This is a genomic window from Bermanella marisrubri, assembly GCF_012295615.1.
In the GTDB taxonomy this organism is placed as follows: Bacteria; Pseudomonadota; Gammaproteobacteria; order Pseudomonadales; family Oceanobacteraceae; genus Bermanella; species Bermanella marisrubri.
This window is the reverse complement of the sequence record NZ_CP051183.1, coordinates 2,689,942-2,705,050: the sequence shown is the minus strand read 5'-3', so window position 1 is coordinate 2,705,050 and position 15,109 is coordinate 2,689,942. Positions and strand designations below refer to the sequence as shown.

The window sequence follows — 15,109 nt, the reverse complement described above, 5'->3', positions numbered from 1 at the left end:
TCTCGCAAAACCTTGCTAATGTATGAAATATAAACAGTAAGTGTGACGGCGATCACACATGATGTGCAAGAGGGGCACTGTCATGCAACCAATCAAACATTTTTATGATCACGATGGCGAACATGTCGCAACTGTCCTACTTGAAAGCAATCAAGGACTGATTACCGTCATTTGGCAAGGCTCTATAAATGAAGTGTATTACGTGCAATGCGTGATGGACTATGTTTTACAGTGTACCCAACAAATGGGTATTGACCATTGGTTATGGGATTTGACTCAGGTGCGCTACGCCATAGACGGTGCGCCCAACCTAATCATTCAATCTCTCGAGAATACAAAGGTTTATCGGCAGGTGCGTCAGTGTGCTTTTATCAGTAAGCGTGATGACAATCCTCATCGCCGCAAAATAACGCAGTCACTTGCGGAGCAAGGCGTCGAAGTCAGACTATTTGCGACACAAGTCAAAGCACTCGATTGGCTGTTAGTACCTGATGTACAAGATACTGTATGGGAGAAGGCCCCAGAGAGGCAGTTTTGATAGACAAAGTTAGCCACATTAGGGGCAATCACAGCGGGTCCTAAGACTCTGGTCTAAGCTTGATACATGGAAGAATAAAAGAGTCTAAGGGTATGCGGTCCCTTAGATGTATGACCCTCATTTGCGGATGCGGCTATGTCCTTGTTTGAAACAGAATTTTCTTGGTGGACCCTCGGGTTAATCAGCGTAATTGCACTATTGACCCTATATTTTCAAATCTTTCGCTATAGCACGCGGACAGCGGAGTCGGCGCCAACCATTCTCACCAGTATTGGTATCTTTGGTACGTTTTTAGGTGTGGCGTTAGGTTTAACCCAGTTTGATACAGCCAATCTCCAAGACAGTGTTCCTGAGCTATTGGCCGGCTTAAAAACGGCTTTCTGGTCATCCATTGCTGGTCTATTTGGTGCACTCACCATCAAGTTTCGCGCAGTTATGGATGTCACCCATGGTGAACACCATCACCAACGCACAGCCAGTATTGATGACTTACATGATTCTCTCAATAAAATCCACGATGTATTAATCGATCAAGATAAGCAGCCTTTATTGAGTGAACTTAGCCTGCTACGTGTCGAGCAACAACGTCAAAGTGACGACATGCTTAATGCTATTGCTCACTATCAAGAGCGAATGGTGGAGGCCAATACACAAGCATTAATTGATGCATTAGGTGTGGTCATGCGTGACTTTAATACTAAGATCGATGAGCAATATGGTGACAACTTTAAGCGCTTGAATGAAAGCGTCGGTCAAATGTTGGAATGGCAACAGCAATACAAGCAGCAACTTATTGAACTTGCGGACAACCAAGAAAAAATTGGTGCCTCCATGCAGAACGCGTCTCAAGCGTTCAGCAATATGGTTGAACACGCTGAGAGCTTTAACGGTATTAGCGAAAGCCTTGGTAGTATGTTGCAAGGTTTAAATACCCAGCGTGACGTACTGGATAAACACTTGACAGGATTAGCTCAGTTAGTGACTGAGGCCGGTGCGGGTTTACCCAAATTAGAAGAACGTATGACTTTCTTAACATCGGGCCTAGCCAGTACATTAGAAGAATATAATTCGCGCATGGAAAGTATGCTGCAAACCACAACACAAAGCATGCAGAACACAACAGAGCAACTCACGCAAAATTTACAGCAAGGCTATGGTCAAGCGTTTAACGAATTAGAGAAAAAACTACTACAAGCCTTGGCACAAACAGATAAACAGATGGCAAAATTGGATGCCGGTATGGAACAGGCATTGAAGCATTCCTTGCAAACGCTGGGTGAGCAGTTAGGAGCATTGAGTGAAAAGTTTGTGCAAGATTATTCACCGTTAACAGAACGGTTGCGTGATGTGGTCGCTATTGCTGAATCACAGAAAAGAGGACAGTAAATATGCTGTCTGATGATCAGAAGCTTGGCGGTATAAAAGAGCAGGAAGGCCATTGGGTTGCAGTAAGCGACTTAATGGCAGGCTTGATGATGGTTTTTCTTTTAATCTCTGTCGTGTTCATGATTCATGTGGAGTGGCAAAGAAAAAAAATTGCTGATGTTGCTATTTTGTATGACACTTTAAGAACTCAACTCTACGAAGATCTTCAGAAAGAATTTGCACCCGATTTGCCACAATGGGGAGCGGAGATTGATGAAGATCTTACCTTTCGTTTCAATAAAACCGACTTACTGTTTGCGAAAGGCGAATCCAGTTTAAATCCTGAATTTCAGGCCATCTTGTCTGACTTTTTTCCTCGCTATTTAGCCATTATCACGCAACCCCAATATCGTGATGATATTCTTGAAGTGCGTATTGAAGGCCACACCTCAAGTGGTTGGTTAGGTGCCAAGGATAAAGATGAAGCTTATATTAATAATATGGCGCTATCGCAGGCGCGTACACGCAGTACTTTGGCCTATTTATTAAATCTACCTCGAGTGCAAGATGAAAAGACTTGGCTAAAGACATATTTAACAGCCAACGGTCTTTCAAGCGCCAAAGTTATTCGAGACGAGACTGGCATTGAAAGTGGCGAGCGTTCGCGTCGTGTAGAATTTAAAGTTCGTACAGACGCAGAAGGAAAAATTGCCACCATACTTGAGGATGTTTAAGTATGGAACTCATTGATTTTAAAAAATACGAGCTACTAAACCGTCTGCGTGAAAAAATGGGGGCCAGCGAGTTTGGTCACTATGAATTGTTTGATCCTGATCGCCATGCTTCATGGCAAGAAAAGCAAGGTCTTAATCAAGGCATGCTACAAGCGGATGCTCATTATTTGAAAGAACAGCAAAACCAGCTCTTATATAAAAATCTCAAAGTGGTGGCGCTAGATAGCCAAACCGTACATTTTAGTTATTGTGATCATTTGAAAAAACTTAGTACAAAAGGTCAGCTTTCCAGTATATCTATTACCAGTTCTGCCGATCAGATCAACAATCACAGCGCGTGCCAGTATTGTTTGCATAAATTAGATTACAAAGGCTTTGATGTGTATCGGCAGCGACATCAAGCTCATAATGAAAAGGTTTTGAAAGAATTCAGTTTGTTCGATTACCTCAATCAATATTTGAATAATTAATTGTATTTTGAATTCTAGATGCGCTTTTTATACTTGTGGTTAATCGCGTATATATAGGCTTGCACTGTTTCTCCTGTAGCCAGCTCAACCTTGTGCAGTGATCGCTTGTATCCAGGACCTTCAAAGTTGTCTAAATGTTGCCAAATATCGACAAGTTCAGTTGAGCTAAAGAGTAAGCCGTCTACCCACCGTCTAGTTTTGCGAATATCCACTCCAACGCAATTTGGATATGGATCATGCATTCGTTTTTCTCCCTTAACCTTGGCAGATTGCCACTGACCGTCTATTCCTTTTAACTGATGATGATTTTCTTTACCGGGCGCTAGAGTACCATAGATAAACAAGTGCTGGGTCATGGCCGAAATTACCTTACATTTTTCTCCGCCACTGTGGGACACTGTGGCCAAAATAATAATATGGAGACTACCTGATGAGTCTTGCCAGAGTATTGAAGGCTAGTGCCTTCATTTTTCCCATCATAATACTTTTATTGGCCTTTGTGGCATATCAAGTCTTGTCTGATAGCCAAGCTTTATTAGAGGGCGAGTTACAAACAGAAGTGCAGTCTCAAGTTATTATTGATCGAGATGCCCAAGGTATTCCTACTTTGAAAGGTGAGCGGCGTATAGATGTAGCTTATGGTTTAGGTTTCTTGCATGCACAAGAACGTTTCTTCCAGATGGACCTACTTCGACGCAATAGTGCGGGCGAACTCAGTGAGCTATTTGGCGAAGTTACAACAGAGTTTGATAAAAAAATGCGATTGCATCAGTTTCGTAAACGGGCCCAGAAAGCGGTTGATGCTTTGCCTGATGCTCATAAACGTGTACTTGAGGCTTATACAAAAGGCGTTAACAAAGGCTTAACCTCTTTAGAGAGTTTGCCATTTGAATATCATCTAGTAAGTGCAGAAGCTGAGCCTTGGCTTCATGCAGACAGTGCACTTGTATTGATTAGCATGTATATCGATTTACAACCGGAATGGAGTCAAAGTGAACGCTCATTAGCAGTGATGCGAGATTTACTACCTACCGATTGGTTTAAGTTTTTGACCAGTCAAGGCGGTTATTGGGACGCGCCACTTCATGGGCAAGCGCTGACTGAAAACAGAGTGATACCCCAACAACCTTTGTCATGGTTTGAAGAGCAGGCAAATAAATCAGAGCAGATAAGTAATTATCAATTTTTTGACCAGATCCATTACGGATCCAACAATTGGTCTGTTTCTGGCGCTTTAACTGAGCACGGTGCTGGCATGGTCGCTGACGACATGCATTTAAAACTTCGTGCGCCGAATATTTGGTATAGGGCCTCTTGGTATTTAGAAGATGGTCGCCGTATTACGGGTGCTTCTTTGCCAGGTACTCCTGCTATCGTGGTAGGTAGTAACGAAAAAGTAGCGTGGGGCTTCACCAACAGCCAAGGTGATTATCATGATGTTATTGTTTTAAAAACTAATGAAGATCAAAGCCAGTACCTAACCGCTGAGGGATATAAAAGTTTTTCAGTGGAAAGTGAAGTCGTTGAAATCAAGGGTCAGGAATCACAAACCGTAGCGGTAAAGTTGACACAATGGGGGCCTGTTATTGGTGAAAACCAAAAAGGAGAGTTACTGGCACAGCGCTGGGTTGTTCATGATGTAGAAGGTATTAACTTTCGTTTAATGGATATGGAAAATGCCCAGACTGTTGAAGATGCATTGTTGATCGCTGCAGAGGCCGGCGTACCAGGGCAGAATTTAAATGTGGTCGATAGTGAAGGCAATCAAGCTTGGACCATCATGGGGCGTTTACCTAAACGCTTTGGTTTTTCTACTGGTATGGGTGAAAAGTTCGATGGTAGCCAATTACCACAAGATTGGAGTAAAGGTGACAAAGGTTGGGCTGGCTATTTGGAACCTGAAGATTATCCGAAAGTCGTGAATCCTCAAGACGGTCGTATTTGGACCGCTAATGCGCGCATCGTGAGCGATGAGTTATTGGAAAAAGTTGGCACGCGAAACTATGCCTTGGGGGCTCGCCAACAACAAATTCGCGGCGATATGTATGCACTGGAATCTTTTACCGAGCAGGACTTTTTGGATATTCAAATGGATCATCGTGCAGTATTTTTAGAACGCTGGCATGAACTTTTATTTAGTCTTATAAAAGACGATCCCAATTATAATGAAGTACAAAGCGTGTTAAAAAACTGGGGCGCCTGTGCCTGCGCCGATAGTACAGGGTATCTTTTAGTCAAACGTTTCCGTGAAGCCGTAGTAGATCAAACTGTGGGTTCAATATATCGATATATCGACGGTAACAGCAATGAGTTTTGGGTTTCTGCAGTGGATAACTTTATTGAATACCCAGTATGGCAAATGGTGACAGAAAAACCTGAACAGCATATACCAAGAGGTGCAGATTCTTGGCAAGATTTCTTAATGACAACCTTGGATACGACAGTCGCCAAGCTAACAGAAAATGGTAGGGCACTTGATGAAGTAACTTGGGGCGATGCAAATACATTGGCAATACAGCACCCTCTAAGCAAAGCTATTCCAGGTTTGGGTTGGTTGTTGGATATGCCTGCTGAATCAATGAACGGCGATACTTACATGCCGCTTGTGCAAAAGCCAAGCTCAGGTGCGTCTCAAAGAATGGCGGTTGCTCCGGGGTACGAAGAACAGGGGATTTTTCACATGGCGACGGGGCAAAGTGGCCATCCACTGTCTCCGTATTATGACAAGGGCCATAGAGATTGGGTAGAAGGGAGCGCGTCAGCCTTTTTGCCTGGCGAAACCCAATGGACACTTAAACTGGTTCCAAGCTCCCACTAGTTTATATTTTATTTTAGTCTGAATAAAAAAGGCCCGATTCAAAACTGAAGCGGGCCTTTTCATTTTATCAATTTAATATAGTTGCTTGCTGCAAAGATTAGCCTCAATCGATTAATGCATATTCATTGCGAAGAATATCGATGATTTCTGCTTTAGGATCATCACATAGGTGAATCTTACCACCCGTGATCTTTTCCGCGATGCCTACATAGGTTTGACTGACTTGCTCGAAAACCTTAGCAGGTAACGCATTGTCTCTAGCAAGTGCTTCGCGCTCTTCCATACGGTTTTTATTTAATAAGATATCTGGATCAGGAAAATGGTTAAGCAATAGTTGGCGGAAACCCTCTTTGCTGTTTTCCACAACTTTGCCTTGACGATATTGCTCAGCATCCCAAATTCGAGAACTGTCAGGCGTGCCCACTTCATCCATATAAATGAGCTTTTCTTGGCCGCTTGCATCCGTGACATAGCCAAACTCAAACTTAGTATCGACAAAGATTTGATCGACTTTTTCTAGTGCATCACTGATGACGTTGAAACCCTCGCGCAGTAACTTTTCGTAGAGATCAATGTCCGCTTCACAGTGCAAGTTGAAGGCTTCATAGTGTTGGCGAATATCTTCACGGCTGACATTGACATCGTCTTGTTCTGGCACACCCGGAATGCCGCGTAGCACTCCTTTCGTCGACGGTGTCATCAATAATTCAGGCAGCGCTTGGTCTTTCTGCAAACCTTCAGGCAGGGTAATACCACAGAATTCACGTTCCCCCTTTTCATAAGCACGCCACATGGAGCCCGTGATATAGCCACGACAGATGGCTTCGATCATCACCGGTTGAGCTTTTTGTACGATCCAGACCAGTGGATGAGGAATGTCTAGAATGTGACTGTCGGCTAGGCCATTTTGCTTAAACAGCTCAAACCAGTGATTACTGATGGCATTAAGCGCTGCGCCTTTACCAGGAATGCCTTGTAAGCCGCCTTCGCCATGCCAGATACAATCAAACGCACTGATTCTGTCTGAAATAACCATAATAGCCAGAGGCGCATCGGCCGCCACGTCATAGCCTTTTTCTTTGATCAAGCGAGCGCTGTCTTCTGGGGTGAGCCAATAAACGCTGCGTACCTTGCCACTGTGAACGGGTTTGTGGGTACGGATAGGTAAGTCGTCATTCACCGCTAGAACGCGATTGGCCTGAGTCGAGGGCGTTTGAGTCATGTTCACACTCACTGAAAATAAAGGCGGATTTTAGCAAAGCTTCTGTGCCTTGGCATCCTTAGTGATGATCATGAAAGCGTATTGCTTCCTCTGAGCCCATACTATTTACGCTTTATCTTGTGCAAAGCCCAAAATCCACTCTGGCATTTGCTGAGCTGCGCCCAAATGTGTCAGTAGTTTAAAGCTGACGTTAGGGTATTGCGTTTTGGCATCATCCAATAGCTCCGGCAAGTCCTCGGTGACATGCATACCAGCGGCCAAGAAGTATGGCATCAAGGTAATGTGGCTAGCGCCTGAGTTCACTAAGGAGTCGATCGTATGCGGCACTTTGGGATCAGTGAGTTCAAGGAAGGCATGTTCAATTAGGTCGAAGCCGTGGTCTTTCTGCTTCAACTTGGCAGCCAAGTCGGCCACTTCTTGATTTGAGCTGGCTTTGCGAGAACCGTGGGCGATAAGTAATAGAGCCTTCATGGGTTTCCTTGCTTGTAAATCATGAATGAAAGTGTCGCTAAAGACCTTGGCTGATGGCTAAAAAGCAACCACATAAGCTGTGTTTTGCGACAATCATAACAGTCTTGAAGCCATTGTTGGTGGCCGCTTTGATAGACCTTAGATTTATATGTCATTACGTCGGTTTTAGCCTTTTCGATTACCCCCTATTTAGGTAAAGTTAGGCCCTTTATCTATTAGCTGGATTAATTCGTCTGTATGTTTTTTGTTCAGGAACGTTTACAGTTTTTTCGCCCCCTTACGAGTAAGTACCGTGAGCAGTTGGTGGAGTGTCTGCGAGAACTGTATCGTCAGCTTTACTCCAGTTCTCATGCGGGTAGTGCCGAATATGGCCAAGCCCTGAGTCGTGATGCCATTCTTAATATTTTCAGCGAAGCATTAGTACGTGCTCCAATTATTCAGGATGATGAAGAAGATGAAAGCCGCTTCAAAAGCCATCGGGAACTAGCGGGCTTTATTCTTAATGTCTTACTCGAGCACGGCTGGATTGAAAAACAAGTGGATCAAGCCACTTTGCAGTCAAGTTTTAGCTTCACACGCCATGGCCGTCAGTTTGTTGAGCCTTTCTTAGAGGATCGCCTAACCAATCAAGTGGCACGCCATCGCAATACGCGCAACGTGCGCAATATGCTGGAAAGCTTTTTAGAACATGGTGAAGTCTATGACTTGTTAGACGCCTACGAATACAGTGAGCGCATCATCAGTGATTTTACCGATGTAATTAGTGAGCTGGATGAGCGTAAGCGTGATTTAGTGCGTGAGATGGAAGGACAAATGCTGGTACAAAAAGCCAGTGATCAGTTCTTTGATTTCATGGAAAAGCGCTTCCAGCCCGATTTATCGGTGCGTTTAAGTGCCGATAACGTTGAGAAATATCGTGATCAGATCAGTGAGCTGGTGGATGATATTCGACAAAGTCCAAAAGCGTTTAAAGCCAAAGCGGAAAAACGCCTAAGAGAATTATTGCCAGATTTAGTACATGAAAATCAATCTGTTTTATGGACTGTGTTAGATGATATCGAGCATCGTTTAAAAAGCGCTTGTGAACATATCTTGCCGTTGGTGCGCAAAGCATTGCAAAACTTTACTAAGCGTGCCGATATTATTATTCGTCAAATGAGTTATCTCGCCAGCCAAAAGCACAATGATGTTGTATCCGTGTGCAAGCAATTGGCGTCGATGAATGAAGAACAGCAAGCAGAGCAATTGGAACGGGTCGCAGATCTCATGTCGGTTCCTCAGGTTGGGTTTATTGATCCGCAACATGTTCGACTTGCACCTCCACGTCGCCGTACGGTGATCGATACACAAGTGGATGAAGGTCTAGAAAGTGTTGATGAAGATAGTCGTAAAGAGCTTTATGTACAGCAAGCTCTAGATCAAGCTTTCTTTGTTAATAACAATAAAGTTCGCAGCTTCATGATTGATCAGTTTAAGCATCGAGATGAAGTCATTAGTCATGAAATACCCATTGATAACGCCAACGATTTGTTAGCACTTGCCCATGTAGTCAGTGTGGGGGCAGTGGATAATTTATCCAGTGAATATCACTTCGAATTAAATTGGATTGAGCGTAGTGAGCACGAATATTTTGAGCAAAAAGATGTGTTTTCTATTCGCTTAGTTAAAAACGATAGCGCAGCAGCTTAATCGATTAAGAATTAGAGTCTTATGTTAAATAGCATTGAACAGCAATTAGAAAAAGAAGGGATACAACTCAAAGAATTCAGTGAGTTGATTATCCGTTTAATGGATTATGGTGTTATTTGCCGTGACGAATCACAGGTTGAGCAAACGCTTTACGATCGTTATCTACGACTAGAGCATTTGGTTCAAGACTACCTATCTATCATGGGAATTCGCGTTCAGCATGATAAGCGTTTTCAATTTATTCGCTGCTTTCCACCGGGTGCACAAGTACCGGGTATGGATGAAGACGATCAACCGTTTAACGGCGGTTTACGTGTGCGGCTTAGCCAGAATGAAGTTGCTTTGGTGTTAGTATTGCGCAGCCAATACGACAAAGCACTGCGTGAAGGTCAAGTAGATGAGCAAGGCTGTGTATTGGTTTCTCTTGAGTCGTTAAGCATTGCACTTAAAAACTTATTAGGTCGTTCTTTGCCTGAACAAATGACAGAGCGTAAATCGCTATTCCGTCGCTTGCGTCAATTACGTTTGATTCAATTATCCAGTGAAGATGCGCTTGAAAGTGCCGAGTTCTGGTTAAAGATTCGTCCAATGATCATGAGCTATGTGAGTGATGATGTCTTGAGTACGCTTCTAGCGGAAGATGAATCTCCGGTGGAAGTCGGTGACGAAGAATCCGAATCAAAGGTTGAAAACGAAGCCACAGATGAAGAAAACCAATCACAAGCTGAAGCATCGACTGAAGAAGAAGCGCAAGTAAACGAAAGCGATGATCAGCCAGAAGAACCACAAGAACCATCATTGACCGCAATTGATGTCGAAGATGGACCGAGCGTCTTCGCACAGGAGACAAACTAATGTTTTTGAAAAAGTTTGTATATGTAAACTGGGGAAATATCCCAGCCACTGAATTTGAATTTGGTCCGATCAATTTATTAAGTGGTGGTAACGGTAGTGGTAAAACCACGGCAGCGGATGCGATTCAAACCATCATGACCGCAGCCCACGATACTTTGTTTAGTTATAACCCGGGTCAGGATGAATCCACACAGCGTGGCCGTGGTAAGCAGGTGCGTACTTTGGCTTCTTACGTATTGGGTTGTGACGACGGTTCTTATGCCCGACCTGGTGGCGCCAACGGTTATTTAGCGGCGGTATTTCATCCTACTCAGGGAGAAAGTGGTCAGCCGTTTACGGCGGTGATGGGTGTCAGCGCTTATATTGATAAAGCGGGCAATCAAGCGGTAGCGCGTCAAAGCGATATGCTGCTGATGATTGTGTCTGGCCATGAATTGACGCAAAGCGATTTCTTACTGGACGAAGAAGAAGGTAAGCAAGTCGTTGGTGTTGATAAAATTTATAAGCGTTTACAAAAACGTTGTGGTCAGCGTGCGGTAGAAAAATACGATACCAAAAAGCAATATTTACGTCGCTTGTATGGCGCATTACGTGGTCGTGAAGATGCCATCAGTGAACGTGAAGCCATTAACGCCGCTCGAGCCTTCAGTCGCTTCATGGCTTATAAGCCAGTAAAAAGTATCAATGGTTTTGTCGCCAACGAAATTCTTGAGAAAAAGGATTTGGGTGAAGCGATTCGCACCGTGAGTGATTTGATGAAAACCATTCACGCCATGGAAAGCGATGCCAATCGATTGATTGAAAATATCGATGTTCTACTGGATGCAAAAAGCAATAGCCAGACGTATATCGATCAATGGATCGATTACCAAGTGGCGCATTATGTAGCGGCAAAAAGTCGCTATGTAGAAGACCAAAAAGCCTATCGCGACGCCAAGAACCAGCAACAACATTTACGCAGCGAACTTAGCAACAAGCAAAGTGAGCGTGAAACAGCAGATGCGCGACGCAAACAAGCCCGTGAACAATTAGTAAGCTTGGAAGCCCGTCGCCAAGGTATTCCGGCGCTCAAAGATAAAGATCATCTCGAGCAAGAAATTGAGGGCTTTAAAAAGCAATTGCAACAACAAGCGGTCATGCTGCTTGAACAAGATAAACAGCTTAAGTTTACCCTTGATGCCAGTAAAAGCATTTTCAAAACCTTGCAAAATACCAGCATTGGCGCAGAAATCAGTGCGCTCAATGAACGTAATTTTTTAAAGCAAGCCAAAGATGTGGTTGCGTTAGCCGATGAAGATCAATTGGACTTTGCGGCGATTCTAAATAAAGACATGATCGATATGGCACCGTTAGAAAGTCATCTCGATGAGGGGATTAAGCGCCAGCAACAAATTAATGAATGGCGTGATCGTTGGTTCAACCCTGAATTAACCACAGATGGTGTGAGTCTTCGAGATCAACTTGCGCGATTGGCTGATCGCCGCGAGCAAAAGCTGCAGTCCCAACAAAAGAAAATGCAGCAAATACAAATGGACTTGGATCGTTTGAATGCATCCCAGGTGAGTTATCCTTATTTTGTTGAGGCGGCATTGGATGCCATTCGTCGCGAATGTCCACAAGCCGACCCGAAAGTGCTATGTGACTATGTCGAAGTAAAAGACCCAGATTGGCAAAACGCTATTGAGGGGTATATCGGTGGTGCTCGCTTTAGCATCATTGTTGAAAGCGATTACGAATCTCAAGCCATTAGTATCGTGCGTAATATGCAGGGCGGCAATCGAGCTCGCGTGATTCAAGGCAGTAAAGCTAAACAGGACGCCGAACGCGGTAATACTCCGCATAACTCGATCATTCATTTGATGTCATTTGAGCATGCAACGGCGCGTCATTATCTGACAGCCAGTTATGGTTCAGTTGAGCAAGTGCCTGATGCGGATACTTTGCGTCGCACCCGTCGCGGTATTACCAAGCAAGGCATGGGTTCTGGTTCTTATTCTATGTATCGCTGTGATATGAGCGATACGGAACTTGTCTTTGGTCAAGGTGCTCGCGAGCGTGCCGAGCAAGCAAAGCAGCGAGAACTGCAACAATTGGCCGATCAAGCAAGTCAGGCTCAGCAGAGCCTGCGTGAAGCGCAAGATCTATTGTTGGCCGTAAATCAATTGCGTCATCTGACCTATGCTGACCAACTTCAGCAAATGGTAAGTGTGAATCGTAGCTGGCAAAACGCTGAAAAGAACTTAGAGCAAATTGATTTATCTGATTTCTCTGAACTAGAAGTAGAATACGAGCAACTTGCCGAACAAGCGCAAGAGTTGGATGCGTCTATTCAGATCTTAGATAGCGAATTGGGTCAAACAGCACAGCAACTCAAAGAATGCGAAAAACGTTGTGCGGTGTTAAGTGACCAACAGGAATTTACTTCTGAAAAAGCCGATGAGAATGAGGATAACCTTCGTTCGATCGCTAAGTTGTGGCCAGATTTTGATGTGGAAAAATGCTTAGAAGACGCAGATGCAGAAGCTGAACGCACCACAGCCGAAATTGCGCAAAACCAGCAGCAGGCTATATTGAGTGAACTCAATAGTCGCGCACAATGTTTGGATCGAGCGTTGGCAGATCATAATCAACGTTGCCAAACCCTGGATGCGATTGTCTATAACCCAGATTATAGCAATGAACATAGTGCTGATTTCTTCCAAGGTATTTGTGATGTACAGCGCGAAATCGAACGTATTCATAACCGTCTTAAAAATAATATCTTGGTGGAAAAACAAGACAAATTAGTGGGACTTAAAGAAAGCTTTGATAACGCATTTGTTACCAACTTGTGTCACGCGATCTACCAAGCGATTAGTGAAGGCAAGCGTACGCTAGAAGAGATGAACAAAGAGCTTGAGCATCATCGCTTCGGTACTGATAAAGAAAACTATTGGTTCGATTGGGAATGGGTGCCTGAGTATCGCGATTACTGGAACTTCTTTGAGGAAGTCATTAAAAACCCAGCCATAGGTGAAGGTCAGACTTTATTCGATGTTGAATTGAGCGCGAAATCAACCAAAGTGCGTGAACAGCTAATGTCCATGTTACTGGATGATGATGAGCAAAAAGCCATGCGTGAGTTGGAACGTATTTCCGACTATCGTAACTACCGTAATTATGAGATTTATAAGCAGCCTGAAGGTAAAGAACCCATTGCATTATCGCAATATGGTACGGGCTCTGGTGGTCAACTAGAAACGCCGGCTTATATTATTCGAAGTGCGGCGATTACGTCTGCGTTCCGTTTCAATCATGGCGATACCCATTTACGTATGGTCTTGGTGGATGAAGCCTTTAGTAAAATGGATGAAACGCGATCTAAAGAAGTGATTAACTATTTAACGGAAAGCCTTGGCTTGCAGTTGCTATTCATTATGCCAACCAGTAAGTCTGGCCCGTTCATGGATTTAATCAGCAACCAATACGTATTCAGTAAAGTGCCGTTGGCTGGAGCCGGTAAACGCGGTGAATTGAATACGCGAGTATTGGTGGATCGACAGCAATGCAATAAAGAGAAAATTCAAGCATTGTGGGCGCAACATCGCAAAGTGGTTCGCCAGCAAGCGGAGTTGGATTTTATGGAAGAGTTTGCCTAAGCCTGTTTTTATTCGCTAGCTAGGCGTGATCAATAATGGCTACTTTCTTTTGAGAGTAGCCATTTTTTTCGTCATCGATTCATTGGATTATTGCGATTGCGCGGCTTCTTTTCTTAATCGACCACGAACGCTCATCATGACTTTGCCATAGCGATTGTCACCGCGACGATCCCGTCCGCACCCCCAGAAATAATCGTAAAGACTATTTTCCATCAAGAGGCGATCTTCTGTATCCAATAAGGCCTGTGCTTTTACTGGATACGTTTTACATTGCGTGTAAATGGCACGGGTCATTAAAATCGGACCACGTTTTTTCCAGTCTTTATGTTTCAACCAAAAACGCCATTTGTATTGCTTGGCGGCTTCTACAGGTTCTTCGCTTTCACGGATTTGTTGCTGGATCTTGGCGTCTTTAAAGAGCAAGGCCTGAGTATAGTGTTCTGCTGTTGGCCAATTGTAGTCGTCCAAAAGGAATGGCTGATGAATACGGCTACCCAGCATCTCCTCTTCATCTAAGCGAGAAAAGAAAATAGCGTCTTCAAACTCTTCGGCAAATAGTCCCATTGCCTTGTCCTTATCTTAGAGGGGGATCAATGATTTCGTATGGGCTCAATGGTAGCAAAACCACCTGAGGTCTACACTGAATAAAAAGCGACTAAAGGAGATCTAAGGTGTTGGCAAAGCGATATTTTGGGGCAGCGGTGCTGGTTGCAATGATGTGTAGCCAAGCTTGGGGCCTTGATATGCGGGATTTTCAGTACCCTGTGATGGATGCGCGGCAAACCGCACAAAAGCCTTATCCACGGTTTTGTGCCTTTATTTTAGATACACAAAAGAAACCAAGAGTCCCGGGCTTATCTCGTCAGCAGAGGCAAGTGGTTGAAAATCAGTATAATATCAGCATCATGAACGAAGGTCGTTTATACAGTCAAAGTCCCATGCCCAAATCAGAAAAAGTGCTTTTGGAGCGTTATTGCACTAGGTTCAATCGAACCCTGATAGCAGAATTGGGTCATTAAAGGATTTCACACACAGGATCATTATGGAATGTCGTTTGGGTTGCGGTGCATGTTGTATCGCGCCATCTATCACTAGTCCCATTCCCGGGATGCCCAACGGCAAGCCAGCAGGGGTTCGCTGTATTCAATTAGATGATCAAAATTTATGTAAAATCTTTGGTCAGTCTGAGCGCCCTAAAGTCTGTGATTCTTTTACAGCGGAATATGATATTTGTGGAGATACTCGTGACGAGGCTCTGCAGACCCTTATCCAGTTGGAAGACATTACATTGTTACAGTGATGACTATTG

At 44.0% G+C, this 15,109-nt stretch carries 14 protein-coding genes; 10 read left to right on the top strand and 4 right to left on the bottom strand.

The window, feature by feature from the left end; all coding sequences use genetic code 11:
• Positions 1 to 82 precede the first annotated feature (82 nt).
• The 4 genes from HF888_RS12560 to HF888_RS12545 all read left to right on the top strand — a co-directional run bounded on the left by HF888_RS12560 (position 83) and on the right by HF888_RS12545 (position 3,107).
• Positions 83 to 538, top strand: coding sequence for a hypothetical protein (locus HF888_RS12560; RefSeq protein ID WP_007019145.1), 456 nt, complete (start codon positions 83 to 85; stop codon positions 536 to 538).
• Between the two features lie 135 nt (positions 539 to 673).
• Positions 674 to 1,924 carry an apolipoprotein A1/A4/E domain-containing protein gene (locus HF888_RS12555; protein WP_007019146.1) on the top strand — a complete coding sequence of 417 codons (1,251 nt, stop codon included), beginning with the start codon at positions 674 to 676 and terminating at the stop codon, positions 1,922 to 1,924.
• Positions 1,925 to 1,926: 2 nt separating this feature from the next.
• Positions 1,927 to 2,637: an OmpA family protein gene (locus HF888_RS12550; protein ID WP_007019147.1), complete on the top strand. Its 711-nt coding sequence runs from the start codon at positions 1,927 to 1,929 to the stop codon at positions 2,635 to 2,637.
• A gap of 2 nt (positions 2,638 to 2,639) precedes the next feature.
• Positions 2,640 to 3,107: a hypothetical protein gene (locus tag HF888_RS12545; protein WP_007019148.1), complete on the top strand. Its 468-nt coding sequence runs from the start codon at positions 2,640 to 2,642 to the stop codon at positions 3,105 to 3,107.
• A gap of 14 nt (positions 3,108 to 3,121) precedes the next feature.
• On the opposite strand, the gene HF888_RS12540 is transcribed toward HF888_RS12545, so the two are convergent.
• Positions 3,122 to 3,463 carry a gamma-glutamylcyclotransferase family protein gene (locus HF888_RS12540; protein ID WP_007019149.1) on the bottom strand — a complete coding sequence of 114 codons (342 nt, stop codon included), beginning with the start codon at positions 3,461 to 3,463 and terminating at the stop codon, positions 3,122 to 3,124.
• Positions 3,464 to 3,537: 74 nt separating this feature from the next.
• Here HF888_RS12540 and HF888_RS12535 point away from each other — a divergent pair, with 74 nt between their 5' ends.
• Positions 3,538 to 5,925: a penicillin acylase family protein gene (locus tag HF888_RS12535; protein WP_007019150.1), complete on the top strand. Its 2,388-nt coding sequence runs from the start codon at positions 3,538 to 3,540 to the stop codon at positions 5,923 to 5,925.
• Between the two features lie 103 nt (positions 5,926 to 6,028).
• Here HF888_RS12535 and HF888_RS12530 read toward each other — a convergent pair whose 3' ends face one another.
• Together HF888_RS12530 and HF888_RS12525 are read right to left on the bottom strand one after the other, a co-directional pair.
• The gene (locus HF888_RS12530) at positions 6,029 to 7,147 is read right to left on the bottom strand and encodes a phosphoribosylaminoimidazolesuccinocarboxamide synthase (protein WP_007019151.1); all 1,119 of its coding nucleotides are present in this window, start codon (positions 7,145 to 7,147) and stop codon (positions 6,029 to 6,031) included.
• Positions 7,148 to 7,252: 105 nt separating this feature from the next.
• Complete coding sequence (locus HF888_RS12525) at positions 7,253 to 7,645, bottom strand: sirohydrochlorin chelatase (RefSeq protein ID WP_279383250.1); 393 nt, start codon at positions 7,643 to 7,645, stop codon at positions 7,253 to 7,255.
• A 210-nt stretch (positions 7,646 to 7,855) separates the two neighbouring features.
• Here HF888_RS12525 and HF888_RS12520 point away from each other — a divergent pair, with 210 nt between their 5' ends.
• From HF888_RS12520 to HF888_RS12510, 3 genes are read left to right on the top strand one after another with little or no spacing between them, the layout of a single operon-like run.
• A complete protein-coding gene (locus HF888_RS12520; RefSeq protein ID WP_007019153.1) occupies positions 7,856 to 9,307 on the top strand; it encodes a Wadjet anti-phage system protein JetA family protein in 1,452 nt (483 codons plus the stop codon).
• Between the two features lie 21 nt (positions 9,308 to 9,328).
• Positions 9,329 to 10,162 carry a DUF4194 domain-containing protein gene (locus HF888_RS12515; RefSeq protein ID WP_007019154.1) on the top strand — a complete coding sequence of 278 codons (834 nt, stop codon included), beginning with the start codon at positions 9,329 to 9,331 and terminating at the stop codon, positions 10,160 to 10,162.
• Positions 10,162 to 13,800 (top strand): ATP-binding protein, encoded by a 3,639-nt coding sequence (locus HF888_RS12510; RefSeq protein ID WP_007019155.1) that lies wholly within the window; start codon positions 10,162 to 10,164, stop codon positions 13,798 to 13,800. Before HF888_RS12515 ends, HF888_RS12510 begins: the two co-directional genes overlap by 1 nt.
• An 87-nt stretch (positions 13,801 to 13,887) precedes the next feature.
• Here HF888_RS12510 and HF888_RS12505 read toward each other — a convergent pair whose 3' ends face one another.
• Positions 13,888 to 14,364: a riboflavin biosynthesis intermediates N-glycosidase gene (locus HF888_RS12505; protein WP_007019156.1), complete on the bottom strand. Its 477-nt coding sequence runs from the start codon at positions 14,362 to 14,364 to the stop codon at positions 13,888 to 13,890.
• Positions 14,365 to 14,471: 107 nt separating this feature from the next.
• On the opposite strand from HF888_RS12505, the gene HF888_RS12500 reads away from it, so the two are divergent.
• Both HF888_RS12500 and HF888_RS12495 read left to right on the top strand, forming a co-directional pair.
• On the top strand, positions 14,472 to 14,819 hold the full coding sequence (locus HF888_RS12500) for a hypothetical protein (RefSeq protein WP_007019157.1): 348 nt from the start codon (positions 14,472 to 14,474) through the stop codon (positions 14,817 to 14,819).
• 23 nt (positions 14,820 to 14,842) lie between these two features.
• On the top strand, positions 14,843 to 15,100 hold the full coding sequence (locus HF888_RS12495; protein WP_007019158.1) for a YkgJ family cysteine cluster protein: 258 nt from the start codon (positions 14,843 to 14,845) through the stop codon (positions 15,098 to 15,100).
• Positions 15,101 to 15,109 lie beyond the last annotated feature (9 nt).

Coding starts and splice junctions, on each gene's coding strand:
- HF888_RS12560 (WP_007019145.1), top strand. CDS start 83: ATGCAACCAATCAAACATTTTTATGATCACGATGGCGAACATGTCGCA.
- HF888_RS12555 (WP_007019146.1), top strand. CDS start 674: ATGTCCTTGTTTGAAACAGAATTTTCTTGGTGGACCCTCGGGTTAATC.
- HF888_RS12550 (WP_007019147.1), top strand. CDS start 1,927: ATGCTGTCTGATGATCAGAAGCTTGGCGGTATAAAAGAGCAGGAAGGC.
- HF888_RS12545 (WP_007019148.1), top strand. CDS start 2,640: ATGGAACTCATTGATTTTAAAAAATACGAGCTACTAAACCGTCTGCGT.
- HF888_RS12540 (WP_007019149.1), bottom strand. CDS start 3,463: ATGACCCAGCACTTGTTTATCTATGGTACTCTAGCGCCCGGTAAAGAA.
- HF888_RS12535 (WP_007019150.1), top strand. CDS start 3,538: ATGAGTCTTGCCAGAGTATTGAAGGCTAGTGCCTTCATTTTTCCCATC.
- HF888_RS12530 (WP_007019151.1), bottom strand. CDS start 7,147: ATGACTCAAACGCCCTCGACTCAGGCCAATCGCGTTCTAGCGGTGAAT.
- HF888_RS12520 (WP_007019153.1), top strand. CDS start 7,856: ATGTTTTTTGTTCAGGAACGTTTACAGTTTTTTCGCCCCCTTACGAGT.
- HF888_RS12515 (WP_007019154.1), top strand. CDS start 9,329: ATGTTAAATAGCATTGAACAGCAATTAGAAAAAGAAGGGATACAACTC.
- HF888_RS12510 (WP_007019155.1), top strand. CDS start 10,162: ATGTTTTTGAAAAAGTTTGTATATGTAAACTGGGGAAATATCCCAGCC.
- HF888_RS12505 (WP_007019156.1), bottom strand. CDS start 14,364: ATGGGACTATTTGCCGAAGAGTTTGAAGACGCTATTTTCTTTTCTCGC.
- HF888_RS12495 (WP_007019158.1), top strand. CDS start 14,843: ATGGAATGTCGTTTGGGTTGCGGTGCATGTTGTATCGCGCCATCTATC.